At 69.6% G+C, this 25,135-nt stretch carries 23 protein-coding genes; 14 read left to right on the plus strand and 9 right to left on the minus strand.

Features of this window, described 5'->3' with window-relative positions; genetic code table 11:
- Nucleotide 1 precedes the first annotated feature (1 nt).
- Nucleotides 2–466, minus strand: coding sequence for an Lrp/AsnC family transcriptional regulator (locus OO71_RS06700; RefSeq protein WP_033288788.1), 465 nt, complete (start codon nt 464–466; stop codon nt 2–4).
- 173 nt (nt 467–639) lie between these two features.
- On the opposite strand from OO71_RS06700, the gene OO71_RS06705 reads away from it, so the two are divergent.
- Entirely contained in the window at nt 640–4,086 is a 3,447-nt protein-coding gene (locus OO71_RS06705; protein WP_033288789.1) for an indolepyruvate ferredoxin oxidoreductase family protein, read from the plus strand.
- 958 nt (nt 4,087–5,044) lie between these two features.
- Nucleotides 5,045–6,829: an IniB N-terminal domain-containing protein gene (locus OO71_RS52010; RefSeq protein ID WP_245633589.1), complete on the plus strand. Its 1,785-nt coding sequence runs from the start codon at nt 5,045–5,047 to the stop codon at nt 6,827–6,829.
- Nucleotides 6,830–7,463: 634 nt separating this feature from the next.
- Here OO71_RS52010 and OO71_RS06720 read toward each other — a convergent pair.
- Together OO71_RS06720 and OO71_RS06725 are read right to left on the minus strand one after the other, a co-directional pair.
- A complete protein-coding gene (locus tag OO71_RS06720; protein WP_033288790.1) occupies nt 7,464–8,249 on the minus strand; it encodes a sigma-70 family RNA polymerase sigma factor in 786 nt (261 codons plus the stop codon).
- A gap of 136 nt (nt 8,250–8,385) precedes the next feature.
- Nucleotides 8,386–9,246, minus strand: a complete 861-nt coding sequence (locus OO71_RS06725; RefSeq protein ID WP_033288791.1) for a helix-turn-helix domain-containing protein — start codon at nt 9,244–9,246, stop codon at nt 8,386–8,388.
- A 122-nt stretch (nt 9,247–9,368) separates the two neighbouring features.
- On the opposite strand from OO71_RS06725, the gene OO71_RS06730 reads away from it, so the two are divergent.
- On the plus strand, nt 9,369–10,271 hold the full coding sequence (locus OO71_RS06730; RefSeq protein WP_033288792.1) for an MBL fold metallo-hydrolase: 903 nt from the start codon (nt 9,369–9,371) through the stop codon (nt 10,269–10,271).
- 13 nt (nt 10,272–10,284) lie between these two features.
- Nucleotides 10,285–11,622, plus strand: a complete 1,338-nt coding sequence (locus OO71_RS06735) for a carboxylesterase/lipase family protein (protein ID WP_051791145.1) — start codon at nt 10,285–10,287, stop codon at nt 11,620–11,622.
- Here the strand turns inward: OO71_RS06735 and OO71_RS06740 are convergent.
- The 4 genes from OO71_RS06740 to OO71_RS06755 all read right to left on the minus strand — a co-directional run bounded on the left by OO71_RS06740 (nt 11,615) and on the right by OO71_RS06755 (nt 13,347).
- Nucleotides 11,615–12,112 carry an SRPBCC family protein gene (locus OO71_RS06740; protein ID WP_033288793.1) on the minus strand — a complete coding sequence of 166 codons (498 nt, stop codon included), beginning with the start codon at nt 12,110–12,112 and terminating at the stop codon, nt 11,615–11,617. The genes OO71_RS06735 and OO71_RS06740 overlap by 8 nt on opposite strands.
- 4 nt (nt 12,113–12,116) lie before the next feature.
- Nucleotides 12,117–12,464 (minus strand): metalloregulator ArsR/SmtB family transcription factor, encoded by a 348-nt coding sequence (locus OO71_RS06745; RefSeq protein WP_033288794.1) that lies wholly within the window; start codon nt 12,462–12,464, stop codon nt 12,117–12,119.
- A gap of 41 nt (nt 12,465–12,505) precedes the next feature.
- Nucleotides 12,506–12,868, minus strand: a complete 363-nt coding sequence (locus OO71_RS06750) for a DUF5313 family protein (protein ID WP_033288795.1) — start codon at nt 12,866–12,868, stop codon at nt 12,506–12,508.
- Nucleotides 12,869–12,972: 104 nt separating this feature from the next.
- Complete coding sequence (locus tag OO71_RS06755) at nt 12,973–13,347, minus strand: sigma factor (RefSeq protein ID WP_033288796.1); 375 nt, start codon at nt 13,345–13,347, stop codon at nt 12,973–12,975.
- Between the two features lie 206 nt (nt 13,348–13,553).
- Here OO71_RS06755 and OO71_RS46200 point away from each other — a divergent pair, with 206 nt between their 5' ends.
- Nucleotides 13,554–14,129 carry an SDR family oxidoreductase gene (locus OO71_RS46200; RefSeq protein ID WP_245633590.1) on the plus strand — a complete coding sequence of 192 codons (576 nt, stop codon included), beginning with the start codon at nt 13,554–13,556 and terminating at the stop codon, nt 14,127–14,129.
- 100 nt (nt 14,130–14,229) lie between these two features.
- On the opposite strand, the gene OO71_RS06765 is transcribed toward OO71_RS46200, so the two are convergent.
- Complete coding sequence (locus OO71_RS06765; protein ID WP_033288797.1) at nt 14,230–15,102, minus strand: oxidoreductase; 873 nt, start codon at nt 15,100–15,102, stop codon at nt 14,230–14,232.
- Between the two features lie 218 nt (nt 15,103–15,320).
- On the opposite strand from OO71_RS06765, the gene OO71_RS06770 reads away from it, so the two are divergent.
- Entirely contained in the window at nt 15,321–16,970 is a 1,650-nt protein-coding gene (locus tag OO71_RS06770; RefSeq protein WP_033288798.1) for an MFS transporter, read from the plus strand.
- A gap of 1 nt (nt 16,971) precedes the next feature.
- Nucleotides 16,972–17,157, plus strand: a complete 186-nt coding sequence (locus OO71_RS06775) for a tautomerase family protein (protein WP_033288799.1) — start codon at nt 16,972–16,974, stop codon at nt 17,155–17,157.
- Between the two features lie 40 nt (nt 17,158–17,197).
- Here OO71_RS06775 and OO71_RS06780 read toward each other — a convergent pair whose 3' ends face one another.
- Nucleotides 17,198–17,929: an SDR family NAD(P)-dependent oxidoreductase gene (locus tag OO71_RS06780; RefSeq protein WP_051791148.1), complete on the minus strand. Its 732-nt coding sequence runs from the start codon at nt 17,927–17,929 to the stop codon at nt 17,198–17,200.
- Nucleotides 17,930–18,057: 128 nt separating this feature from the next.
- On the opposite strand from OO71_RS06780, the gene OO71_RS06785 reads away from it, so the two are divergent.
- From OO71_RS06785 to OO71_RS06815, 7 genes are all read left to right on the plus strand, one after another.
- On the plus strand, nt 18,058–18,816 hold the full coding sequence (locus OO71_RS06785) for an enoyl-CoA hydratase/isomerase family protein (RefSeq protein WP_033288800.1): 759 nt from the start codon (nt 18,058–18,060) through the stop codon (nt 18,814–18,816).
- Nucleotides 18,817–18,906: 90 nt separating this feature from the next.
- Nucleotides 18,907–20,343 carry an aldehyde dehydrogenase gene (locus tag OO71_RS06790; protein ID WP_033288801.1) on the plus strand — a complete coding sequence of 479 codons (1,437 nt, stop codon included), beginning with the start codon at nt 18,907–18,909 and terminating at the stop codon, nt 20,341–20,343.
- A 23-nt stretch (nt 20,344–20,366) separates the two neighbouring features.
- Complete coding sequence (locus OO71_RS06795; RefSeq protein ID WP_245633591.1) at nt 20,367–20,783, plus strand: RidA family protein; 417 nt, start codon at nt 20,367–20,369, stop codon at nt 20,781–20,783.
- Nucleotides 20,776–22,326 (plus strand): amidohydrolase, encoded by a 1,551-nt coding sequence (locus OO71_RS06800; protein ID WP_051791150.1) that lies wholly within the window; start codon nt 20,776–20,778, stop codon nt 22,324–22,326. The genes OO71_RS06795 and OO71_RS06800 overlap by 8 nt, the downstream gene beginning before the upstream one ends.
- Before the next feature lie 9 nt (nt 22,327–22,335).
- Nucleotides 22,336–22,857, plus strand: coding sequence for a 3-hydroxyanthranilate 3,4-dioxygenase (locus tag OO71_RS06805; RefSeq protein ID WP_033288802.1), 522 nt, complete (start codon nt 22,336–22,338; stop codon nt 22,855–22,857).
- Nucleotides 22,858–23,012: 155 nt separating this feature from the next.
- Nucleotides 23,013–24,095, plus strand: a complete 1,083-nt coding sequence (locus OO71_RS06810) for a class I adenylate-forming enzyme family protein (RefSeq protein ID WP_156096207.1) — start codon at nt 23,013–23,015, stop codon at nt 24,093–24,095.
- On the plus strand, nt 24,092–25,069 hold the full coding sequence (locus OO71_RS06815; RefSeq protein ID WP_051791152.1) for an amidohydrolase family protein: 978 nt from the start codon (nt 24,092–24,094) through the stop codon (nt 25,067–25,069). Before OO71_RS06810 ends, OO71_RS06815 begins: the two co-directional genes overlap by 4 nt.
- The last annotated feature ends 66 nt before the right edge of the window (nt 25,070–25,135 follow it).

Here is a 25,135-nt window from a genome sequence, read left to right on the forward strand (position 1 = left end):
GTCACGCCGGATCCGGTCGCTCCTGCCCGCGTACCCACGATTCGAGCACGATCAGGGTGCGGGTGCTGGTGATGCGGTGGCTCTTGCGCAGTTCGTCGATGGTGTGCTGCAGGTGGGCCATGTCGCGGCTGCGCAGCCACACGACCGCGTCCGGGTCGCCGGCGATGGTGAACACGGCCTGCGCCTCCGGGATGCGGGTGGTGGTCTCCACGATCTCGGCGACGTTCGTGCTGCCGAAGAACCTCAGCTGCGCGAACGCCTCGATGCCCCAGCCGAGCTTCGCGTGGTCGACCTGCACGGTGAAACCGGTGATCACGCCCTTCTCCCGGAGCCGGTCGACGCGGCGTTTCACCGCTGCGGTCGAGAGCGACACCTGGCCGGCGATGTCCGCGAACGTGCGCCGGGCGTCCTCGCGCAGCAGCGCGATGATCTCGTGGTCCGTCGCGTCCAGCAGTTCCTCGGCCATGACCGATATCGTACGCAACAGATCGGCTCACATCGGCATGTGAGACGGTATCTTTTGCGTCCTTGCTCGCTTTGTGGCGGAGTGCGTTGCGCCGGAGCTCGAGGTGCGGTGAGGTGGCTCACGTCCCAGCGGCGGGTGCCCGTGGGCGGATGGCGTGCGGAAGGGAAGTGCGGATGAGCACCTTCACGTTGGAAGACCGGTACGTGCGCGAGGCGGGCACCGTCTACTTGACCGGCGTACAGGCGCTCGTGCGCGTCCTGCTGGACCGGATCCGGCTCGACCGGCTGGCCGGCGCGGACCCGGCGGCGTTCGTGTCCGGGTACCAGGGCTCGCCGCTCGGCGGGTTCGACCTGGAGCTGGGGCGGCGCGCCAAGCTGCTGGCCGAGCACGCGATCGTGCACAAGCCGGGGCTCAACGAGGAACTCGGCGCGACGGCCGTGATGGGCAGCCAGCTCGCCGCGCGGGCGGGCACGATGCGCCCGGACGGCGTGGTCGGCATGTGGTACGGCAAGGCGCCCGGCCTCGACCGCGCCACCGACGCGCTGCGGCACGCGAACCTTGCCGGCGCCGACCCGCGTGGCGGCGCGGTCGCGCTGGTCGGCGACGACCCCAACGCGAAGTCGTCGACCATCCCGTGTGCGTCCGAGCACGCCCTCGCCGACCTCGCGATGCCGGTGTTCTTCCCGGCCGATCCGCAGGACGTGCTCGACCACGGCAGGCACGCGGTGGAGCTGTCGCGCTCGAGCGGGCTGTGGTCGTCGATGAAGATCGTCGCGAACGTCGCCGACGCGGGCGGCACGGCGGTGGTCGATCCACAGTGGACTGCGCCGGAGCTGCCCGAGGGGGCGTACCGGCATCGGCCGAACAGCCGCTTGCTCGGCCCGGAGCTGGTGACCCTCGAACACAGCCTGCACCGGGTCCGGCTGCCGCTCGCGCTCGAATACGTGCGCGTCAGCGGGGTCAACCGGATCGTGCGGTCCGGCCCCGGTGACCGGATCGGCATCGTCACCGCCGGGAAGTCCTATTTGGATCTCCGGCAGGCGCTGCGGATGCTGGGACTCGACGAATCCGACCTTTCCCGGTACGGCATCCGGCTGCTCAAGCTCGGCGTCGTGTACCCGGTGGAGCCCTCGATCATCACCGAGTTCGCCGAGGGGCTCGACGAAATACTTGTGGTGGAGGAAAAGCGGGCGTTGGTGGAGCCTGCGATCAAGGAAATCCTTTATGGACGCACGGGCGCGCCACGCGTGTTCGGCAAGTCCGATCCGGACGGTCAGGTGCTCTTCACCGAGCTGGGCGAACTCGACCCGGACCGCATTGCGGGCGGGCTGGCCAAGCGTCTGCCGGACGTCGAACCCGTTGCGGCGTGGCGGAAGCGCCGCCGTCGTGAGCGGATTTCGGTACCGCTGCTGTCACGTACGCCGTACTTCTGCTCCGGCTGCCCGCACAACTCGTCCACCAAGGTCCCGGACGGCACGCTCGTCGGCGCCGGGATCGGTTGCCACACCATGGCTTTGTTCATGGAGCCGGAGCAGGTCGGCGAGGTCGTCGGGCTGACCCAGATGGGCGGCGAAGGTGCACAGTGGATCGGAATGGCGCCGTTCGTCGAAACGCCGCACCTGATGCAGAACATCGGCGACGGCACGTTCATGCATTCCGGCAGCCTTGCCGTACGGGCTGCGGTGGCGGCCGGTGTTGATATCACGTACAAGCTGCTTTACAACTCCGCTGTTGCGATGACGGGAGGCCAGGACGCGGTCGGTGGGTTGCCGGTGGAAAAGGTTGCTGCGCTTTTGCTGACCGAGGGTGCGGCGAAGGTGATCATTACTTCGGATGCCCCGCGACGATTGCGTCGGCGGTCGTTGCCGCGTGGCGTCGAGGTTCGTGATCGGTCGGAACTGCTTCGTACGCAAGAGGAACTCGCTGCTTCGTCCGGCGTGACGGTGCTGATCCACGAGCAGGAATGTGCGGCGGAAAAGCGTCGTAAACGCCGTCGGGGAAAGCAGGAAACGCCCGCGCGCAAGGTGTTCGTGAACGAGCGCGTATGCGAGGGCTGCGGCGATTGCGGGGTGAAGTCGAATTGCCTTTCCGTGCAGCCGGTGGACACCGAGTTCGGGCGTAAGACGCAGATTCACCAGGCTTCGTGCAACGTCGACTATTCGTGCCTCGACGGGGATTGCCCGTCGTTCCTGACCGTGGTGCCCAGTGGTGAGGTCCGCCGCCGTCACCTGGCCCCGATCGCCGACGGTGTCCTGCCGGAACCGGTGCGGACCGATCGTGACGTCGCCGTGCGGATCACCGGCATCGGCGGTACCGGAGTGGTCACCGTCTCGCAAATCCTCGGCGTGGCAGGGGTTCTCGACGGGAAGTACGTGCGTACCCTCGACCAGACCGGGCTGGCGCAGAAGGGTGGCGCCGTGGTGTCCGACGTGAAGGTCACCGTCAGGCCGGTGGAACAGGCAGCCAAGCTCGCCGCCGGGGAATGCGATCTTTACCTGGCGTGCGATGCGCTGGTGGCGGCCGATCCGGCGTATCTCGGAGTGTCCGATGTGGACCGTACAGTGGCCGTGGTGTCCACTTCGGAGGTTCCGACCGGACGAATGGTCGTGGACAAGGAAGTGTCCTATCCGGACCAGTCAAGCATCCGCAGCGCACTCGGCGACGCGACCGCAAGCGCGCACTACCTCGACGCCCGCGGCCTGGCCGAGCAGATCTTCGGCGACGACCAGTTCGCGAACATCCTGCAGCTGGGCGCGGCGTACCAGACCGGCGCGCTGTCGGTCACCGCGGAAAGCCTGGAGCGCGCGATCGAGATCAACGGCACCGCGGTGGAGACGAACGTGCAGGCATTCCGGCGCGGCCGTCAGCTGGTCGCGGACCCGGATGCGCTGAACGCGGAACTCGCCCCGCCGTCCGACGCCACGGTGAAGCCGGTGGACAGCGCCGCCGTCGGGCGGGTGCGGTCGCTGGTGCACGCCGGACCGGACAGCGAACTCGGGCGGCTGCTCGACATCCGGGTGCCGGACCTGATCGCGTACCAGAACGAGCGGTACGCGCGGGAGTACGCGGAGTTCGTGGAGCGCGTCCGGACGCAGGCGAGCGCGGCAGTGACCGAGGCGGTCGCGCGGAACCTGTACAAGCTGATGGCGTACAAGGACGAGTACGAGGTCGCGCGGCTTTCGCTGGACCCGCAACTGACGGCGGAAATCGAAGCCCAGTTCGGCACCGGTACGCGTTTTGCGCACCGCCTGCACCCGCCGGTGCTGCGCGCACTGGGCATGAACCGCAAAATCAGCCTGGGCGGCCGGAGTTTCCGCCCGGCATTCGCGGCGCTGCGAGCCATGCGCAAGATCCGCGGGACGCGCCTGGACGTGTTCGGCTGGGCGGAGGTCCGGCGGGTGGAACGCGCGTTGATCGGGGAGTACCGGCAGGCGATCACGCGCGCGATGGAGATCGCTTCGCGTGATGATGCGCGGCTGGTCGAGCTGGCCGGGCTGCCGGACGCGGTGCGCGGGTACGAGGAGATCAAGCTGGCCAACGTGGCGACGTACCGGCACCGCCAGGAGGAGCTGCTGAGGGAACTGGCAACCCCGGACTCCGCCCGGGTGGCTACTGCTTGATTCCGCTTCCGCCGGTGGGTGGGGTTGGTTGTGGCGCGGGTGGTGGCTGGTTGATTCCGCTTCCGGCTGGTGGGTGGTGGGGTTGGTTGTGCTGGTTGCGGCGTGGGGTGGTGACTGGTTGATTCCGCTTCCGGCTGGTAGGTGGTGGGGTCGGTTGTGCTGGTTGCGGCGCGGGTGGTGGCTGCTTGGTTCCGCGCCCGGCCAGTGCTTGCCGGTTGCGGGCCCGCGTGACTCGCTCCCGGCGAGTGGTGCGTGTCGGTGCCGGGAGTCGGTTGTGTCAGGTTCGGCGCGGGTCACGGCTGCTTGTTTCGGCAACCGTGGCGTGGCGGCGGGAGTTGGCCGTGCCGGACTCGGTGCGAGTGGTGACTGCCTGATTCGGCTCTCGGCCGGTCGGTGGTTGGCGCTTGAGCCAGGCGAAGGCCCCCTGGCAGGGCGCGTGTGCCGCCGCCACTGGCGCGGGCGGGGCTGCTCGGCGCACGGTGAAGCCTTCCGGCCGGGGGACTCCTCGTTGCCGCAGCTTGTCCCAACGAGCGGGCGGCGGTCGGGGGTGCTCCGCCGTCCCGCCGTTTTGGCCGCTCCCGAGGGTCACGGTGTGGGCGCGTCCGGCTCCGGTGATTGCCCGTGCGGTCAGCCGATGTCACACCAACGGGTGGTTCTGCGAGATTCCGACTTGCGGGGGTCAGCCGTCCCCCGATTGGCGGGGTCGGTGGGGGCGGCCGTGGGCGAGCCTGTGACCAGGAAGGACCGCGCAAATCCCCTAATGCCCCTAATCGGGGGATGGGGCAAGTCCCTAGCGGGTGGTGCCGTGGACCCGGGTGACCCCCCGATGGCGGGGGTTCCGCGGCGCCCTATGTTCGGACCCGAGCCGGCTCCTTCGTCGGCTCGTCCGTGCTTTTCGGAGCTTCTCGGACCCCCCGATCCGTTGGTCATTTACAGGAGATAACGAACTATGGGCCCGGTGCAGACGCTGCACGAATTCGCGCTGAACCTGCTGAACGACCCGCAGTCGCTCGCGGACTACAAAGCCGACCCGCAGGCGGTACTGAACGGCGCCGGTCTCGGCGAGCTCAGCCCGGCCGACGTGCAGGAGATCATGCCGCTGGTCATGGACACCGCGCCGCTGTCGTCGACGTCCGCCGCGCCTGCTGCGACTGCCGCCGGTGACGTGTCCGGCGTGCTCGACCAGGCGCACGCCGCTGCCGCGCCCGCCGCGCACCAGGCCGGTGCCGCGGCCGGTGGGGTGCTCGCCGACCTGCCGAACCTGAGCCCGGTCTTCGAGGCGGTCAGCCACGTCGCCGAAGCCACCGGCCTGAACACCCTCACGCACGGTGCGCTGGGCGGCGTGTCGCACGTCGTCGACGGCGTTGCCGGGGCGACCAGCGGCATCCCGCTCGCCGGCCCGCTGGTCGACGCGGGTGCGACCGACCTGCAGAACACCGTGGGCGCAGTGGGCGACCACGTCTTCGACGGCAAGCTCGTCGGTGCCGCAGTCGACGCCACCACCAACCACCTCGGCGACGCGCTGCTGTGGAAGACAGCGGTCAGCGAGGTCAGCGCGCTGCCGGGCGTCGGCGGCCCGGTCGGCGGCCTGGTGGAGAACGTCCGCCAGCACGGCTCCGACCTGCTGGGCTCCGTGAACGACGCCATCGGCTCAACCCCGGTGGGCGTCCACGGCAGCGACCTCCGCGCGGACGTCTCGCACGCCACCGGCGACCTCACCGGCGCCGGCGACCTGAACGGCACGCTGGACCACGCGCTGGGCTCGGCCCCGGCGTTGCCTGCGGTTCCGGGTGTTGGTGGCGGGGTTCCGGCTCTGCCTGCGGTTCCGGGTGTTGGTGGCGGGGTTCCGGCTCTGCCTGCGGTTCCGGGTGTTGGCGGCGGGCTTCCGGCCCTGCCCGCGGTCCCGGGTGTTGGCGGGGTTCCGGCTCTGCCTGCGGTCCCGGGCCTGGACGGTCTTCCGGCTTTGCCTGCGGTGCCGGGCGTCGATGGTGTTCCGGCTCTGCCGGGTGTCGGCGCGGTTCCGGCTGTGCCCGCGGTCCCGGGTGTCGACGGTCTTCCGGCGCTGCCCGCGGTCCCGGCTGTCGGTGCGGTTCCGACTGGTGGTGGGCTGCCTGCGGTCCCGGGTCTGGACGGTCTTCCGGCCGTGCCTGCGGTTCCCGGTGTCGATGGTCTTCCGGCGGTGCCGGGCGTTGACGCGCTTCCGGCCGTGCCGGCGGTGGACGGGCTTCCGGCGGTGCCGGGCCTGGACTCGGTCCCGGCGGTTCCGGGTGTCGGCGGGGTTCCGGCGCTGCCCGGCGTCGATGGGGTTCCGGCGGTTCCCGGTGTCGGGGCGCTTCCGGCCGTGCCTGCGGTTCCGGGTGTAGGGGCGTTGCCCGCGGCTCCGGCGGTGCCGGGCGTCGGCGCGCTTCCGGCCGTTCCCGCGGTCCCGGCTGTCGGTGCACTGCCTGCGACGCCGTCGGTGCCGTCCGCGCCGTCCGTTCCGGATGCCGGTTCGCTGACCCACACGATCGAGGGCGCGACCGCGCACGCTCCGGTCGCGAACGAGGCCACGCAGCACGTCCTGGGCGCCACCGAGGATGCGACCGGAACCGCCACTCAGCACGTGACCAGCGGCGACCTGGCCGACACCACGCACACCGCGCCGGTGCTCAACGAGGTGCAGAGCCACGCCCACGACCTGGCCGCGGGCCTGGAGTCGCACGCGGCGGGCACCCCGCTGGACAACCTGCACATCGGGCACTGACGCCCCTGCGCTGAGCGTTTCCCTCTGCGGGCCCGGACCGGACAGGTCCGGGCCCGCAGTGCGTCCGGGGCCGGGGGCTGAAGGGAGTGGCGTTGGGGGTGGGGTGTTCGGGCGCGGCGGGCTGCCGTGGTGGTTGGGGTATTCAGGGCGGGCGTCGGTGGAGTGGCGGGGAGCGTTGGGTTGCCGTGGCAGTTGGGGTATTCAGGCCGGGCGGCGGTGAAGTGGCGGGGAGTGTTGCCATGGTGGTTGGGGTATTCAGGCCGGGCGGCCGCGGAGTGGCGGGGAGCGTTGGGTTGCCGTGGTTGGTGTTCGGACCGGATGGGCCGGGGCGGGCGGCAGCGGAGTGGTGGGGCGCGGTGGGCTGCTGCGGTTGGTGAAGTGATCCTGACGGGTGGGGTATCCGAGCAGTGGGGAGCGTTGGGCTGTCGTGGTTTGTGGCGGTGCTCGGCCCACGTGGGCACCCTGCGGCGAAGCGCGTTGGGCCACCGTCGTTGATGGGCGTTCGTGGCGGATCAGTCGACCCCAGCGGATGCATCACGCTGCAGTGACCGGACAAGCAGCCCGACGGAGGAATGATTTACCGCCCCCAACCAAACCCGGCAAAGGCACAAGTACCGGAATCCCCAACCCCGCATCAGCGAGGTTCCGGTACCCCCGACCCGCCGCAGCCGGACGTCGGCGGTAGTTCTCGGTTTACCTCTGCCAGTTCCGAAGCCACCGAGTGGCATGGCGTGCACCCCGCGAGGTGGCCTGCCAGCACTCCGGCTCGGCGGGCCGGCAACGTGCCCCGCAGCCAGGCTCCCATCCGGCGCCGGACTTCCTGACATTGCGGCAGATCCGTCTCCGGCACCTGTACCTGCAGGTACGCCTGACGCAAGCCTTCGCGCGCGCGGCGGGCCAGTACGGCCACTCCGTTCGGCGACACGCCCAGCAGCGGGGCCAGTTCGGCGGTCGTGTCGCCTTCGGCCGCCAGGCGCCACAGGACCGTCCGCCAGCGGCCGGGCAAAGTGCGGTACGCCGACCACACCAGGCGGTCTTCCGAGCGGATCACGGCGAGTTCGTCGGCTCCGCAGTCCATCGTTGCGTGTTCCGGGACCGTGGCGTACAGATCGATGCGGTTTTCGTACCGGCTCCAGCGCGCGAACAGGTTCCGCATGGTTGCCACGAGGTACGCCGGTGCGTTCGATTCCGGGCCGCCGCCAGCGGAGACCGTGCTCAGCACTCGCGCGAAAGCCTCGGCGACCAGGTCTTCCCGCTCAGCCGGTTGCCGTACCAAGCCGCTTGCGACGCGGCGCATCAGGGTTACGTGCCGGCGGAAGAGTTCGCCTCCGGCCTGGCAGTCGCCGGCCCGGACCGCGTCGAGCAGTTCGGCGTCCGTGCGCGCGTCCGCGACCGCGGTGCTGCCCGGCCATCCGTCCACCGCGCACCTCCCACCGGACCGGCCCCCGCGGGACTACTGAAAGTAACAGGTACAGCAGTGTACTCCATACGCCGACGGGGGCCGGGAAGTCCATCGAATGTCCGAATCGGAGCATACGCGCCGGTCAAGACGGAGGTCACACCGGCGCGTCCGAAAAGGCCGCCATTACCGAGCGTGCCAGTAACGTCATGGCGGTCTCCGCGCTGGAACCCGCTTCGGCCGTCACGATGCACAGCGACTGGTCCGGCGTGCGGGCCGGGAAGAGCACGTGCTGCGTCACGGTCAGGCTGCCGACCAGCGGATGCCGCACGTCGTACCGGTCGGCCTCGCACGGGCGGACCCGGTGGTCGCCCCACAGCGCCGCGAATTCCGGGCTGCGCACGGACAGTTCGCCCACCAGCGACGCGAGCAGCGAATCGTCCGGATACTTCCCGGCGACCAGCCGGAGGTGGCCGACCACGGCGCGGGCCTTGCGGGGCCAGTCGGCGTAGAGGTCGCGGGTGTGCGGGTCGAGGAAGGTCATCCGGGCGAGGTTGGGGCGTTCGGCGGGGCGGTCCGGCGCCGTCACGTCCACGTGCCCGGCCAGCAGCGCGTGCCCGAGTGCGTTCCAGGCCAGCACGTCGGTGCGCCGGCCGAGCACGAGCGCGGGTACCGACGTGAAGGTACCCAGCAGTTCCCGCGTCTCCCGGCTCAGCCGTTCCGCCGGTGGGCGACGCGGTGGGCGCGGCCGCCGGGTGGCGAGGTCGCGCAGGTGGGCGAGTTCGTGGTCGTCGAGCCGGAGGGCGTCGGCGAGCGCGGCGAGGATCGCGTCCGACGCATTCCCGGACTGACCCTGCTCCAGCCGCGTGTAGTACGACACGCTCACCCCGGCGAGCTGCGCCAGTTCCTCCCGTCGCAGGCCGGGTACCCGCCGCGGCCCGGGAAACCGGGGCAGCCCGGCGTCCTCCGGCCGCAGCCGTGACCGTCGTGCCCGCAGGAAATCGCCCAGCTCGCTCACTCCGCCAGTATCACCTCGTTCGCCCGGCCGTGCCTGACCCTGCCGGGGATAGCCGGAGCCGGGACTGGCTGCCGGTCCCGCACCCGCCGCAGGGTGGGGGAAACGGCAGCGAGGAGCACAGGATGCACGAGATCGTGCTGGGTGACGTCACGGTCACCCGCGTGGTGGAGTACTACGGGCCGGTCGGGCTGCGGCCGGCCGAGTTCTTCCCGGAAAGCACCGGAAAAGCCTGGCGGGACAACGAATCCTGGCTGGCGCCCGACTTCGTCGACCCGGCTGCCGATGTCTGCATTTCGGCCGCCCAGACCTGGGTGCTGCGCAGCGAGGGCCGCACGATCCTGGTCGACACCGGCGCGGGCAACCACAAGGAACGCCCGTACGCGAAGGTCTGGAGCCACCTCGACACCGGCTTCCTCGACACGCTCGCCGCGGCCGGGGTCCGGCCCGAGGACGTCGACCTGGTGGTCAACACGCATCTGCACGGCGATCACGTCGGCTGGAACACCCGGCTCGAAGGCCGCGAATGGGTCCCGACGTTCCCCAACGCCACCTACCTCATGCCGCGCGCCGATTTCGACTTCTGGAATCCGGACAACGGGAATTCGTCGGTGCTCGGCCGCGCCGGCCAGAACGTGTTCGAGGACAGCGTCGCGCCGGTGCACGAGGCAGGCGCCACCCTGTTGTGGGACGGGACCCACCGCATCGACGCCAACCTGCAGCTGGAACTCACGCCAGGGCACACGCCGGGTTCGTCGATGCTCACGCTCGCGTCCGGCACGGACCGCGCGCTGTTCGTCGGCGACCTCCTGCACACGCCGCTGCAGATCGTCGAACCTGACACGAACAGCTGCTTCTGCGAGGACCCGGCGGAGTCCCGCGCCACCCGCCGTCGGCTGCTGGGCCAGGCCGCCGACGAAACCGCGCTCGTGTTTCCGGCCCACCTCGGCGGGCACGGCGCGGCCGAGATCGCGCGCGACGGGGACCGCTTCGCCATCAAATCCTGGGCACCGTTCGCCCGCCTCTGACCGGAGGAACCTGATGATCATCACCACTCCCGACGGCGCCGTCCGCGGCCGAGCCGAGGGCGACGTCCAGATGTTCCTCGGCATTCCCTACGCCGCCCCGCCGACCGGCGCGGCCCGGTTCGCCGCACCCGCACCGCACGAGCACTGGTCCGGAGTCCGCGACGCCACCCGGCTCGGTCCGACCGCCCCGCAGCCGGACCGCGACTTCGGCACGCTCGACATGTCACCGATGTTCGGTCCCGGCTGGGTCCGCGGCGACGATTTCCGCACGGTCAATGTCTATGCGCCGCAGGCAAACCAGCACAGTCCGGTGCTGGTTTTCGTGCACGGCGGCGGATTCGTGACCGGCTCGACCAGTGCGTCGCTCTACGACGGGACAGCGTTCGCCCGCGATGGCGTCGTGCTCGTGACCGTCAACTACCGGCTGGGCGCGCCCGGTTTCCTCGACCTGCCCGGCGCTCCGGCCAACCGCGGGCTGCTCGACGTCGTCGAGGCGCTTCGCTGGGTTCAGCGCAGCATCGAGGCGTTCGGCGGCGATCCCGGTAACGTCACGCTGTTCGGCCAATCCGCGGGCGCCACCCTCACGGCGGCGGTGGTCGCGACTCCCGAGGCAGACGGCCTGTTCCACCGCGCGATCGTGGAGAGCGGCAACGGCCTCGGCGCGTTCTCGCCCGAGCAGGCGGCCCGCGTGACGCATGCGGCGGCCGAGCTGCTCGGGGTCGAGCCGACCGCCGCCGGGTTTGCCGAGGTCCCGGACGAGCGGCTGGTCGCGATGCAGCTCACCGGTCTTGACCTGCGAACGGCGACCCGGTTCGACCCACTGCTCGGCCTGAGCCCGTATGGCCTGGTACTCGAGCGGCAACCGGCGGAAACGGCGCCGCGGGTGCCGCTGATGGTCGGTACGAACGCGGAGGAGGGCAACCTTTACGTGGTGCCGCAAGGAAATCTGACCACGTCGACCGAGGCGGACGTCCGGATTCTTGCCGCGCAGCTGGGCCCCGATCCGGACGCGTTGATCGCCGGCCATCGCCGACCCGGCGCGAGCTGGGGCGAGGTCCGGTCCGCGCTGCTGGCCGAGGGGCTGTTCGGCGCCGGGAGTCGCGCGCTGGCCGCCTCCTTCCGGTACGAATTCGCCTGGCGCGCACAGGGATTGGCCGGACAACTCGGCGCAGCGCACACGATGGAGCTGCCGTTCGTGTTCGACCGGCTGGACCTGCCGTCGTTACGGGGACCGCGCGGCTGGTTCGGCGACGGCGAGCCACCCCGGGAGCTGGCCACGCGGATGCACGGCGCGTGGGTTTCCTTTGCCCGTGACGGAAATCCGGGCTGGGAGACCCAGGTGTTCAGCTAGCCGGTTTCCCCGCCAGTTCTTGGAAATACGGTACCAGCGCGGGGTGGTAGTCGGCGAAATCCGGCTGCGGGGTGCCCTCGAAGGCGGCCATGAGCAGGTCGAGGTAGTACTCCCAGCCGGGTCCGGCGTCCGGGATCGGGTCGATCGAATCGAGGTGGTGTACCAGCTGCAGTTCTGTCGTCTCGCCGTGGGAGACGAGCCGGAGTTCCATCCGCCAGCCACCGGATTCGTCGGTGGACGAGACGGCCAGCCGGCGCGGCGGTTCGCAGGCGTCGATGCGCAGCGGGTACCACGGTTCGCCTTCCTCGAACAGCATCCGGACCTGGATCGTGCGGCCGGGTGCGCCTTCGCCTTCCCACGGGCCGAACCAGCGGGCGGTGCGTTCCGGTTCGGTGATCGCGGCCCACACGTCTTCGATCGATGCGCGGAAGGTGCGGGGCAGCACCAGGTCGACGCCCTCGGCGAGGTGGTGCACGCGGGCGGTGGGCACGGGTTCATGCGGTGTTTTCCTTTCCGGAAAGGCCACGGGCGCGGCGGGTGCGGTGGACCTCGGTCTCCAGCGCGTCGAGCCGCTGCTGCCATGGCGGCGGCGCCGTCATCCGGGCGAGCCAGGCGGTGAGGTCGGCGAAACCCTGCGGATCGAGTACGTAGAACCGTTGCCTGCCGGCGAGTTCGTCCCGCACCAGCCCGCTTTCCCGCAACACGCGCAGGTGCCGCGACACCGCCGGACGGCTGATCTCGAAGTGCGCGGCGATCTCCCCGGCGGACAGCCTGCGCTGCCGCACCAGTTCGAGGATGCCCCGTCGCACTGGGTCGGCGAGCGCGCCCACGACCAGATCCACGGCAGAAGCGTAACCTGTAGGTTACGGGTTCGGCAAGCCCGTCACGGCCACGTCGCCGCCCCGCCACGGCGTTTCCGCACTTCTTTCCCGGTCCCGGGCGGGAATCCGTGCTTGGTCAGGCGGACCTCGGCGAGCTCGTCAGCGCTGGTGACGGTGAGGAAGAGGCTCATCAGCAGGCTGAGCAGCAGTGCGACGAGCACCATCGGCACCGGGAGCGGGGTGAGCAGCGTCAGCACGAAGTACGCCGCGACGAGCCAGGGGAGCGCTTCCACGAAGATGCGGAACGCGAAGCGCAGCACCCAGGTCTTGGCAGTCGCGTCGTGGAGTACCCACTCGCGGTAGTCGTCGGGCAGCCGGCCGCCGTAGACGTAATGCAGCCAGCGCACCGGGCCGGGTCGCTTCATCCCCGCCGGGTACCCGCTGGTCAGCCTGCGTACGCGGCGAGCTTTTCCGGGTTCATCATCCAGAACACGCGGTCGATGCCGTGGCCCGGACCACGGCGAACGCGTTACCGTCGCGGCGCAGGACCGGTCGGCGAACGTACTTCGCGACCGTCTCCGCGCCGTACCCCGGAATGCGCGAGGCCCGGACCGCTCCGCCGCTGTCGGAGTAGCTCACGACGTCCTTGGTGAACAGCTCCTCCAGCGGATGTGTCGATGGGCTCGGGCAGCCGGGGCCCGGCGTATGTCTCGTGCCGGACGCGGGCGGTCTGACCTGCGTTGATGGCGAGCCGCGTGGTCGTGGTGGCGAGGTATGCGCCCGGATTCTCGACGGCCGAGCGGTCGCAAGCCTGCCAGCGCAGCCACACGTCCTGCAGGAGATCCTCGGCGTCGATGGCGCTGCCGAGCATGCGGTAGGCAATGCCGAAGAGCCGCGGCTGCACGCGCGCGCACAACGCGGCGGCCTCGTCGCGAGCTTAACGGCAGGGGTGTCACAAACCGGACCGCTGCCCGGTCTTGACTGGTGAACTCACGGGACACCAGGAGGGAACTGAGATGAAGATCGTCGTCATCGGCGGAACCGGGCTGATCGGCTCGCAGGTCGTCGGGCTACGGGCGCGCACGGCCACGAGGCGGTGGCCGCACCGGCGTGAACACCCTGACCGGCGAGGGCCTGACCGGGGCGGAGGTGCTGGAGTTCTTCCGCCGCTCGACCGGGAACTTGGTGGAAGCCGCCCTGAAGGCGAAGGTGAACCACTATGTCGCCCTGTCCGTAGTGGGCGCTGATGAGCTTCCCGATTCCGGTTACCTTCGGGCAAAAGTGGCACAGGAAGTCCTGATCCGGAACAGCGACCTGTCTTACCCGATCGTGCGTGCCACGCAATTCCTGGAATTCGCCGCCGCGATCGCCGACACCGCGACCGTCGATTCGGTGGTACGACTTCCCGGCGCCGGTACCCAGCCGATCGCCGCCGCGGATGTCGCTCGCGCAGTCGCCCACGCGGCGGAAGAGCCGCCAGCCAACGGAATCATCGAGATCGGCGGCCCGGACGTGCTCCCGATCGACGAATGGATCCGCAGAGTCCTGACCGCACGGGACGACTCACGCAAGGTGGTGACGGACCCGACCGCAAAGTACTTCGGAACGCTGCTCGGTGCCGACAGCCTGGTCCCGGCCACCCAAGCCCCCCGCGGCACCGTGCCCCTGACCGAGTGGCTGGCGTGAAGTCCGTGAAGGGAACCATGAGGGAATCAGATTCCGTGATGGTTCCCTTCACGGACCTTCGACCCCGCCGCGCCCAGCCCGATGAAGCCGATCGCGGTGGTCACGTGGCGATGCTGTCCAGTTCGGACAGTGCGTCGGCGGGCAGTGTCAGCTCGGCGGCGGCCACGTTTTCCTTCAGGTGCGCCACCGAAGACGTCCCCGGAATCAACAGCACATTCGGCGACTGGTGCAGCAACCAAGCCAGCGCAACCGCCTGGGGAGTCTCCCCAAGCTGACGAGCAACCCGATCCAAAGTCCCGGACTGTACCGGGCTGAAGCCACCCAACGGCCAGAACGGCACATACGAAACCCCTTGCCGCGCAAGGGATTCAATCAACCCCTCATCCCCCCGATGCGCGACGTTGTACCAATTCTGCACCGTGACCACCGGTGCAATCGACTGCGCTTCAGCCACCTGATCAGCAGAAACCACGCTGACCCCGAGATCCCGGATCAACCCCTCTTCCCGCATCTCCGCCAACGCCCCGAACGGCTCCGCCAACGAACCCGGTACCGGCGAATGCCCGTCCGCCCCACCTCCGACCCGCAAATTCACCACATCGAGCACGTCAACCCCGAGCGTCCGCAGGTTCGACTCCACCTGCTCACGCAACTGCCGAGGCGAACGCGCATGCGGCCATCCGCCGTCCTTGTCCCGTACCGACCCGACCTTCGTCACGATGTGCAGCCCGTCGTAAGGCGCCAGCGCGTCCCGGATCAGCTCGTTCGTGAAATGCGGCCCGTAGAAATCAGCCGTGTCAATGTGGTTCACGCCCAGCTCGACCGCAGTCCGCAGCACCGCGGTCGCTTCGGCGCGGTCCGTCGGCGGCCCGAACACGCCCGGTCCGGCGAGTTGCATCGCGCCGTACCCCATGCGGGCCACCGTCCGGCCGCCGGCCATCGTGAACGTCCCGCCGGGGAGGTTGTCGGTCATTTCCCGTCCTTTCTTCCGCCGCGCCGGTTGCTGCCGCGGCCTCCCCCATCCTGCGGCAGGGGGTAGCGGTCCTGCCAGCTCCCCTCGATCCTGGGAGTGGCAGGGCCAGTTTCCGTTCACCGGAAAGCGGGACGCCCCCACCGGGCGCCGGCGGATCTACCGTCGCCTCCGAACGTCGCCCGCACTGTGGCGGGTGGCCGGCCCGAGGAGAGACGTCGATGAACAAACAGGAACTGAAGGTGGTCGGTGCGTCGGCGGTCGGCACCGCCTTCGAGTGGTATGACTTCTTCCTCTACGGCGCGCTGGTCCCGGTGATCGGCGCCAAGTTCTTCAGCGGCTACGGGACCGCCGCGCAGACCGTGTTCGCGCTCCTGACCTTCGCCGCCGGGTTCATCGTCCGGCCGATCGGTGCGCTGCTCTTCGCCCGGATCACCGACCTGGTCGGGCGCAAGATGGTGTTCCTGCTGACGCTCGTGCTGATGGGCGCCTCGACGGTCGCGGTCGGCCTGCTGCCCACCGCCGACCAGATCGGCATCACCGCGCCGATCCTGCTGGTGACCTGCCGGATCCTGCAGGGGCTCGCGGTGAGCGGCGAGTTCGGCGCCGCGGTCACGTACGTCTCCGAATACGCCCCGCCGAAGCAACGCTCGTTCTTCGTCGGCTGGCTCACAGGTACGACGGCCCTCGCGTTCAGCCTCTCGCTCGGCGTGCAGATTGCGGTGCAGGCGATCGTGGGTACGGCGGCGTACGACTCTTGGGGCTGGCGCGTGCCGTTCGTGATTTCCGTGCTGCCGCTGGCCTTGTCGGTGTGGATCCGCACGAAGCTCAACGAAAGCCCGCTGTTCCTGCAGATGAAGCAGGAAGGTACGCAGGCGAAGGCGCCGCTGCGCGAGGCGTTCGGGTCCCGGGCGCGGGTGCGGATGATCGCGGTGGTGTTCGTGATGGCCTCGGCGCAGTCGTTCATCGGGTACCTGTCCACGGTGTACCTGGTCACCACGATGAAGACCTACCTCAAGGCCGACGCGCTCACCGTCAACGCGATCTTCCTCGTCGTGATGCTGATCGGGTTCTTCCTGTGCGTGTTCTTCTGCTGGCTGTCCGACAAGATCGGCCGCCGTCCGGTGTTGTTCGCCGGGCTCGCGCTGGCCGCGGTGCTCGCGTTCCCGGTGTCGCACGGGATCACGTCGCTCACCAACCCGGACCTGGCCAGTGCGCAGGACAAGGTTTCCGTGGTCGTGAAGGCCGACCCGGCGACCTGCTCGTTCCAGTTCAACCCGGCCGGTACGGCGAAGTTCACCTCCGATTGCGACCGGGCGCGCGGCGTGCTGCAGTCCCATTCGGTCACCTTCGATCAGCAGGACGTGACCGGTCCGACGACGGTGGTCGTCAACGGCACCGAGGTCGCCGGTGGGCCGCAGCTCCCGGCCAACCTGCTCACCGCGCTCAAGACCGCCGGATACCCCGGGGACGCGCCGGCACCGCTCAAGGTCAGCGGGATCGGCGACTTCTTCCACGGTCCGGTGCTGGGCGTGTCGCTGCTGGTCCTGGTGCTGGTGGCACTCGCGCAGATGGCGCAGGGACCGGCCGCGACGGCGATGGCCGAGGTGTTCCCGACCCGCATCCGCGCGACCGCGCTGTCGATCCCGTACCAGCTCGGCGTCGGTGTGTTCGGCGGGTTGCTGCCCGCGACGATGGTCGCGATCGGGGCCGAGGCCGGCAGTTTCACGGCCGCGCTGTGGTACCCGGTCGGCGCGATGGCGCTGGGGCTGGTGATCCTGCTGTTCACGCTGCCGGAAACCCGCGGGGTCGACCTTTCCGAGGTGCGGCTGGCCAAGGACAAGGCGGAACCCGCCAGGCAGGATGCCTGACATGCCGATCGTGGACGTATCGCTGGTCGCGGGTCGGAGTCCCGAGGAGCTGCGCGGGTTGATTTCCGCGGTGCACGAGGCGGTGGTGCGGAGCCTGAAGGTGCCGGACGCGTCGGTGCGGGTGGTGCTGCGGGAAGTCCCGGCAACGCATTGGGCGGCGGGGGATGTGACGATCGCCGAGCGATGAAGACGGGGGCGAGGCGTTCGTTACGCCTCGCCCCCGTTTTTCAGTCGCGGATGTGGGTGTTGGTCCAGCCGCCGTCCACGGGGATGACGACGCCGGTCACGAAAGCCGCGTCGGCGGAGGCGAGGAACGCGATGACGCGCGCGATGTCGTCGGGACGGCCGACGCGCGCGAGTGGACGGGCGCGCGTCACGAGGTCGTCGAACGCTCCCTCGGCGATTTTCGCGCTGGTGGCAGGGGTTTCGATGAGTCCCGGGGCGACGGCGTTGACCCGGATGCCGCGGCGGCCGTAGTCGGCGGCCATCTGCCGGGTGAGGCTGGCGACCGCGCCCTTGGCCGCGGAATACGGCGCGGAGCCGCGGACTCCGGTGAGCGCGAACGTCGACGACGTGTTGACGATGGCGCCGCCGTCCGGTCCGAACGCGTGCACGGCCTGGCGGCTGAGCGCGAACGTGGTGCCGAGGTTGGTGCGCAGGAAGAAATCGAGATCCTCGTCGGCGGTCAGCCCGGCTGCCGCGTCCCCGGCTTTGCCCGCGATGTTGGCGAGGATGTCCGGCGTACCCAGGGTTTCCGCGCAGTGCGTGAACACCTGCTCGGCCGCGCCGGGGGCGGTCAGGTCGATTTTGAGGCTCGGGATGCCGTCGAGACTCACCTCGTCGCGGTCGACGGCGAGAACCCTGGCGTCGCGCTCGGCGAAAAGGGCGGCGGTCGCCCGTCCGATGCCGGACGCCGCTCCGGTCACGATCGCGGTGCGGCCGCTCAGCTGTTCGGTCACTGGTCCCTCCACAATGGTCGGTATCGGCCCGATCCTCCGGTCCGGGACGCGGTCCGGGCCATCGCGGGTTTCCGGTGGATGAAAACAGATCCTGGCCGGGGGCGGGCCGGTGCGGTCGGCTGCCGGGCATGGACCTGCGAGTGAGTTACCCCGCCGACGGCGTCGGACTGCTGGAGCTGGACCGGCCGCACCGGCGCAATGCCCTCGACCGTGCGCTGCTCGACGGCCTCCCCGGCGTCCTGCGTGACCTGGCCGCGGACGACCGCGTACGGGCACTGGTGCTCACCGGCCGCGGCGGCGCGTTCTGCGCGGGTGGCGACCTCGACGCGATTGCCGGGGTGGGTGTGGAAACGCCCGCGGAGGGCCGGGCGCGGATGACCCGGGAGTTCGCCACCGCGCAGCTGCTGCACGACTTCCGGGTGCCGACGGTGGCCGCGGTGGACGGTCCCGCCGTTGGCGCCGGGCTGGGGCTGGCGCTGGCGTGTGACCTGCGGATCGGCGCGGCGTCGAGCGTGTTCAGCAGCCCTTTCGTCCGGATGGCGCTCGTCCCGGACTGGGGAGTGTCGTGGCTGCTGCCGCGAGCGGTGGGACCGGCGCGGGCGACGGAGATCGCGGTGTCGGGGCGCAAGGTCGGGGCCGAGGAAGCACTGCGGATCGGGCTGCTGGATGCGGTGGTGGCGGACCCGCTGGCGGAGGCGGTGTCGCGGGCGTCGGCATTGGCGGCGGCTCCGTTGGCGGTGTCGGTGGCGACGAAGCGGCTGGTCAATGGGGTTGGGTCGCTGGCGGAGGGGATTGCGGGGGAGATCGAGGCGCAGTTGCGGGCGATCGGTTCGGTGGAGTTCGGGCGGCGGATGGCGGAGTGGACCCAGGCGGTCCGCGGCCGATAGCGGCGTTTCCGTTCGATGGAAACGCTCCGTTGTCCCGCCGCGGCGGACGCCGCAGGGTGGGTGGACCACGAGGAAAGAGGAGGACCAGCGGTGGAATCCTTCGGGCACGTCATCGGCGGCGAGGAGGTCGCGTCGGTCGGCGGGGCGACGTTCGAGTCCGTCGATCCCTGGACGCGGGCGCCCTGGGCCACGGTTGCGCTCGGCTCGGCCGAGGACGCGCGGCGGGCCATCGACACCGCGCGAACGGCTTTCGACGACGGGCCGTGGCCGCGGATGAGCTTTGCCGAGCGCGGGCAGCTGCTGCACCGGCTCGCCGACCTGATCGACGCGCACACCGACGAGCTCGCGCTCGCCGACACCACGGACATGGGCAAGCCGATCGCCCAGACGACCAGCCACGACGTACCCCGTTCGGCGCGCAACTTCCGGTTCTTCGCCGACCACGCGCGGATCACACCCGCCGAGACGTTTCCCATGCCGGACGGGCACCACGCGTACACGCGTTACGACCCGGCTGGCGTCGTCGCGGCCATTGCGCCGTGGAACTTTCCGCTGATGATGGCGACCTGGAAGATCGCGCCCGCGCTGGCCTGGGGAAACACCGTCGTGCTGAAGCCGGCCGAGCAGTCGCCTGCGTCGGCGACGATTCTTGCGCGGCTGGCGCTCGAGGCCGGGCTGCCGCCGGGCGTGCTGAACGTCGTGCACGGGTACGGGCCGTCGTCGGTCGGGCAGGCACTCACCGAATCGCCGGACGTCGACCGGATCACCTTCACCGGTGAGTCGACCACCGGCCGGGTCATCTCGCGTGCGGCGGCCGGGAATCTGACGCCGGTGAGCCTGGAGCTGGGTGGCAAGGGCGCGAACCTCGTCTTCGCCGACGCGGACCTCGACCACGCCGTCCGCTGGGCGATCCAGGCGATCTACAGCAACAGCGGCCAGGTCTGCCTCGCCGGTAGCCGGTTGTACGTACAACGCGGGATCTACGACGAGTTCCTCGCCCGGTTCACCGCCGCCGCCGAAGCGATGGTGCTGGGCGACCCGAAGGATCCGGCGACCCAGATCGGGCCGCTGTCGTCGCAGGAGCACTACGAGAAGGTCGCCGGGTACCTCGACGTCGCGACCGCGGACGGCGCCCGGCTGCACACCGGCGGCCGCGCGGACGGCTGGACGATCCGGCCGACTGTGATCACCGGCGCCGGGCAGCGTGCCCGCGTGACGCAGGAGGAGATCTTCGGCCCGGTGGTGGTCGTGCTGCCGTTCGACGACGAGGCGGACGCGGTTTCGGCGGCCAACGACTCACCGTACGGGCTCAATGCGATGGTGTTCACCCGTGACCTTGCGCGGGCGCATCGGGTGGCCAACGCTCTGCGGGTCGGCACGGTGTGGGCGAACTGTTTCTTCGTGCGCGACTTGCGGGCGCCGTTCGGTGGTGCGAAGAATTCGGGAGTCGGCCGCGAGGGCGGCACGTACAGCCGGGAGTTCTTCACCGAACCGAAGGCCGTCGTCATGGAAATCGCGGCATCGTGACCGCCGAGCTGGAGGAGCCGAAAGTGCCCGACATCCGACCCGTCAGCACCCGCAATGCGCCGACCGTCGGCTTCTCGACCGGAACCGCGGCCCCGTTGTCGCAGGCGATCGTGCACGGCGGCACGATCTACTGTTCGGGAACCGGGCCGCTCGACCCGGAAACCCGCACGATCGTGTCCGACGATTTCGCCCGCCAGGCACGGCAGACGCTGGACAACCTCGTCGCCGTGGTGGAGGCAGCGGGCGGCACGCGGGAAACGATCCTGAAATGCACGTGTTTCGTGCGCGACGTGGAGAATTTTCCGACCTTCAATGCAGTGTACCGGGAATTCTTCGAAGGCGCACCGCATTTCCCGGCGCGGACCACGGTGATCGCGACCCCGCATCGTACGGGCGTGCAGGTCGAGGTCGAATGCATTGCGGCCGTCGCACATGACTGACCTGGTTTTGCTCGACGGCCGCGTTTATCCGCCGGACGGTCCGCCTGCCGAGGCGCTCGCGGTCTCGGGCGGGCGGATCTCCGCGGTCGGATCCACTGTGGACATCGCCGCGCTGGCCGGTCCGGCGACCCGGGTCATCCGGCTCGGCGGGCGCGCGGTCATTCCGGGACTCGTCGATTCGCATTGCCATTTCGAGAATGCCGGAATGGACGGGTACACCGTTTCGTTCGACGGGGTGACGACGATCGAGACGGCCCTCGAACGGATCGCGGCGCTTGCCGCCACGCGTTCGGCGGACGGCTGGGTGCTCAGCCGCCTGTGGAATCCCGTGCTGCAGACCGGACGTGCGCCGGACCGGCTCGAGCTGGACCGGGCCGCGGGCGGGCGGCCGGTGTACCTGCCGGAGGGGCACGCGGCGTCGGTGAGCACGGCGGCGTTGCGGCTGGCCGGGATCGATCCGGCCGGACACGACGGACGGCTCGTCGAGGGCGATGTGCACCAGGTCGCGCGGTTCGTTCCGGAGTGGACGGTGGAGGAGCGGGCCGGGCAGATGCTGGCGGCGATGCAAGTCCTTGCCGGGTACGGGATCACGTCGGTGGTGGCCGGTGCATTGCCGCTCGCGGACGTCGAGGTCTTGCGTTCGCTGGCGGAATCCGGCCGCGCGCCGGTGCGGGTGGCGGCGATGGTGATGCCGACCGGTGAGCTGAATCCGTCGGTTTCGTCGGCACAATGGCGGGAATTGCTGTCCGCCGGGCCGCCGAAACCGGTGGGTGACTTCTTGTCGGTGCGCGGGATCAAACTGCAGATCGACGGCGGGATGACGCTGGGAACGGCGGCAACGCGTGAGGGGTACCACACCGATCCGGAGTACCACGGGGAAATGTTCGTCGATCGCGAGCGGCTGACTGCGCTCGTCGCGGCAGCGCACGAGTACGGGTGGCCGGTGGGTACCCATGTGGTCGGCGATGCGGCTATCGATCTGGCATTGGACGTTTACGAGGCGACCCGGTTGGCCGGGTTGCTGCCGGACGTGCTCATTCACGCCAGCATGATCCAGCCGGATCAGATTGTGCGGGCGCGGGAATTGGGCGTGCAGGTGGCGACACAATTGCCGTTCCTGTGGCGTAACCGCGACGCGATTGCCGGGCACCTCGGTGCGGCGCGCGCCGACGGGGCGATTCCGCTGCGGGATTTGGTCGACGGACTGGGTTTCGCCGGGGTTTGCGCGGGGACCGATTATCCGGTCAATGCATTGGATCCGTGGCAGAACATCCACGCGATGACCACCCGGCACGATGTTTCCGGACGCGTGCTCGGCGCCGGGCAGGCGATCACCCGGGCGGAGGCGGTGGATCTGTACACCGTGGCCGGTGCCGCGCACACCGGGGAGGCGGCGCGGAAAGGACGTCTCGAACCGGGATTCCTGGCGGATGTGACCGTGCTCGACACGGATCCGTTCACCGCGGCGGATTTACGTGCCACGCAGGCAGTGCTGACCGTGACCGGCGGCCGGGTCGTGCACGACCCGGGCGTGCTCGACTAGGAGGTAACCATGCACCCCAGCCAAATGCCCATTGTGGAGCTGCAGAAGATGGCCGGTGAGCTGCAGGACAGTGGCCGTCGGGTCAAGGTGCTGTGGCAGGAAAGCGAATCGCTCGCCTTTCTCGCCCGCGGCCGGGAGTACCGCAGCGAATTCCACCTCAATCCGAGTGACGAGGTGATGCTGATGGTGCGTGGTTCGATGGACCTGCATTACCGCAAGCCCGAGGGCGGGTCGGACATCGCGGTGATTCCGGAGGGCGGCACGATTTTCACCCCGACCGGGATCGCCCATTCACCGCGGTTTGCCCCGGACGCGTTCGTGCTCGTGATCGAACGGCTCCGGCGGCCGGGTGAGCTGGACCGGTTCCGCTGGTTCTGCCCGGGTTGCGACGAGTTCCTGCACGAGGAAGCGGTGCACGTGGAGGACTATCGGACGGATCCGGTCGCGGGGGCGTACGCGCGTTTCTACGGCGATGTGAATGCGCGGACCTGCAAAGCGTGTGGCACGGTCATGCCGGACGAACGCCTGTGACGTCGATCGGGGAGCTGATTCTCGCTGCGCTGGATGCGCATCCCGATCGGGTTGCCTTTCGGTATCGGGGAAATGAGGTGTCGTACGCTTCCGCATCGCGTTCGGTTCGGGCGTTGGCCGCACAGTTTGCGTCAGCGGAGTCCACTGTGGTCCAGATGCGGCCGAACGATCCGTTGCAGTGGCTGGTGAATGCCGGATGTTACGTGGCCGGGCGGCGGTCGGCGGCGCTTCCGCCGGGGTCGGAGGTCGATCCCCGGATCGGACCGGCGTTGGTGCTGTCAGCGGACGTGCCGATCGGGGAAGCACCGGACTCCGTTGCGGTGGCTCCGTCGGACGCCGTGGTACGGCTGGCGTTCACGTCAGGGATGACCGGCCCGGCGAAGGGGGTCGAGCTGACCAGCGGTGCGCTCGGGGCGGTCGCTCTCGCCTTGCGCGACACCCTGCCATGGCCCGAGCGGCCGCAGGTGCTGTGTGCGGAATCGGTGTCGGGTGGCTTCGGGAACATGGTGCTGCCGACCTTCCTGCTGGGCGGTAGTTTTGCCCTGCCGGACGAGCCAGGAGTGGATTCCTTTTTGGACGCGGTGGTGGCGGGCCGGCCGACGGTGCTGATGATGATGCCGCCGATCCTGCGTGCGGTGCTGAATCATCCGCGGGCGGACTCGGTCGACTGGTCCTCTGTGGAGCTGGTTGTCTACAGTGGAGCGTCGCTGGAAAGCTCCGAAGTGGACCGTGCGCATGCGGTGTTCGGCGAGGTGCTGTGTCAGGTGTTCGGCCAGGTCGAGGTGCCCAAGACAATTGCGTACAGCACACCTGCGGATCATCGCGGCGAGCGGCGGTCGGCGTTGGGGCGGCCCTTTCCCGGTACGGAAATCCGACTGTGCGGGCCGTCGGGGACTGAGGTTCCGGCCGGGCAAGCGGGCGAGTTGTGGGTCCGCGGGCCGACGATTGCCCGTTCCTATGCCTTCCCCGCCGGGAGTCCGGTCCACGATGGATGGTTGCGGACCGGCGATGTGTGCCGGATGGACAGTGCCGGGTATCTGTACTATGTGGACCGGGTGCAGTACGCAATTCCGCTGGGAGACAGCTATCTGTGTCCGAGTGATCTTGAGGAACGGGTGTTTTCACTGACCGGGCAAGTGGTTTCGGCAGCGACCACCGAGGACTCGTCGGTGAGGTTCGTACCGGGCGCGCCGCCGCGGGACGTCATGGGCAGACCTGATCGGAGAGGGTTGGCGTGATTGTCGACGTACATGCGCACGCCTTGCCGATTCCGTTGCTGGACTGGCTTTCCGGACAGGGGCTGGCGGAGGTGGGTGACGGGGTGGTGCGGATCGATCCGCAGCTGTCCGCAATGCCTGCCGGGGCGCCGATTCCGTTGCCCGCCGCGCAATATGACCTTGAGGTCCGGCTGGCGGACTTGCAACGGACCGGCGTCACCCGGCAGCTGGTGTCGCTGCCGCCGTTCGTGACCGGCGCGGACGCGCGGGATGCGGACTTGGTCGCGGAGACCGTGCGACGGGGTAACGACGCCCTGGCCGAGTTCGCCGCCGGACATCACGGGGTGGTCGATCCACTCGGTTTCGTGCCGCTGGGTACAAGTGCGGCGGTGGCGGAAGCAAAGCGCTGCCTGGACGAACTGGGATGTGCCGGGATTGCGATCGGAACGCGCGGCGTCGGGCGGGAACTGGATGCCCCGGAACATGAGCCGCTGTGGGAATTCCTGGCTGAGCGGCGGGTTTTCGTCTTCCTGCACCCGAACAGCGTCCCCGGCGGCGGGCGGCTGGCGGATTACTGGTTGCCGCAGCTGGCGGGTTTCCCGATGGAGACCGCGGTGGCCGTGTCGCGCCTGATTTTGGGCGGAGTACTGGAACGTCACCGGTTGACCCTGTGCCTGGCGCACGGCGGCGGTTGTCTTCCTGCACTGCAAGGCAGGCTGGACTTGGGGTGGTCGCGAAAGCCGGTCGCGCATACGACGCCGTATCCGCCGAGCGAATACCTGCGCCGCTTGTATTACGACACAGCCACCTTTTCGACGCCGCTTTTACGCCGGTTGGTGGAGGATTTCGGGGCAGACCACCTTCTAGTGGGCACGGATTATCCTTTCGAACTTGCTGATACGGACCCGATCTCGACGGTGGCGGCGCTGGGACTCGCGGATGGGGAACGGACGTTGATCGAGGAAGGGACGATCGCTGGGTTGCTTCACACCTGATGGTTCGTGCGGGATTCCCCTCGGAAGCACCGCACCGCCGGACGCGCGAGGCCGGGTTCGACCATC

This window comes from Amycolatopsis jejuensis, from assembly GCF_000717335.1.
In the GTDB taxonomy this organism is placed as follows: Bacteria; Actinomycetota; Actinomycetes; order Mycobacteriales; family Pseudonocardiaceae; genus Amycolatopsis; species Amycolatopsis jejuensis.

What these genes read in the sequence shown, in the direction of transcription:
- OO71_RS06700 (WP_033288788.1), bottom strand. Translation starts at nt 466, where the DNA reads ATGGCCGAGGAACTGCTGGACGCGACGGACCACGAGATCATCGCGCTG.
- OO71_RS06705 (WP_033288789.1), top strand. Translation starts at nt 640, where the DNA reads ATGAGCACCTTCACGTTGGAAGACCGGTACGTGCGCGAGGCGGGCACC.
- OO71_RS06730 (WP_033288792.1), top strand. Translation starts at nt 9,369, where the DNA reads ATGCACGAGATCGTGCTGGGTGACGTCACGGTCACCCGCGTGGTGGAG.
- OO71_RS06735 (WP_051791145.1), top strand. Translation starts at nt 10,285, where the DNA reads ATGATCATCACCACTCCCGACGGCGCCGTCCGCGGCCGAGCCGAGGGC.
- OO71_RS06750 (WP_033288795.1), bottom strand. Translation starts at nt 12,868, where the DNA reads ATGAAGCGACCCGGCCCGGTGCGCTGGCTGCATTACGTCTACGGCGGC.
- OO71_RS06765 (WP_033288797.1), bottom strand. Translation starts at nt 15,102, where the DNA reads ATGACCGACAACCTCCCCGGCGGGACGTTCACGATGGCCGGCGGCCGG.
- OO71_RS06770 (WP_033288798.1), top strand. Translation starts at nt 15,321, where the DNA reads ATGAACAAACAGGAACTGAAGGTGGTCGGTGCGTCGGCGGTCGGCACC.
- OO71_RS06775 (WP_033288799.1), top strand. Translation starts at nt 16,972, where the DNA reads ATGCCGATCGTGGACGTATCGCTGGTCGCGGGTCGGAGTCCCGAGGAG.
- OO71_RS06785 (WP_033288800.1), top strand. Translation starts at nt 18,058, where the DNA reads ATGGACCTGCGAGTGAGTTACCCCGCCGACGGCGTCGGACTGCTGGAG.
- OO71_RS06800 (WP_051791150.1), top strand. Translation starts at nt 20,776, where the DNA reads ATGACTGACCTGGTTTTGCTCGACGGCCGCGTTTATCCGCCGGACGGT.
- OO71_RS06805 (WP_033288802.1), top strand. Translation starts at nt 22,336, where the DNA reads ATGCACCCCAGCCAAATGCCCATTGTGGAGCTGCAGAAGATGGCCGGT.
- OO71_RS06810 (WP_156096207.1), top strand. Translation starts at nt 23,013, where the DNA reads ATGCGGCCGAACGATCCGTTGCAGTGGCTGGTGAATGCCGGATGTTAC.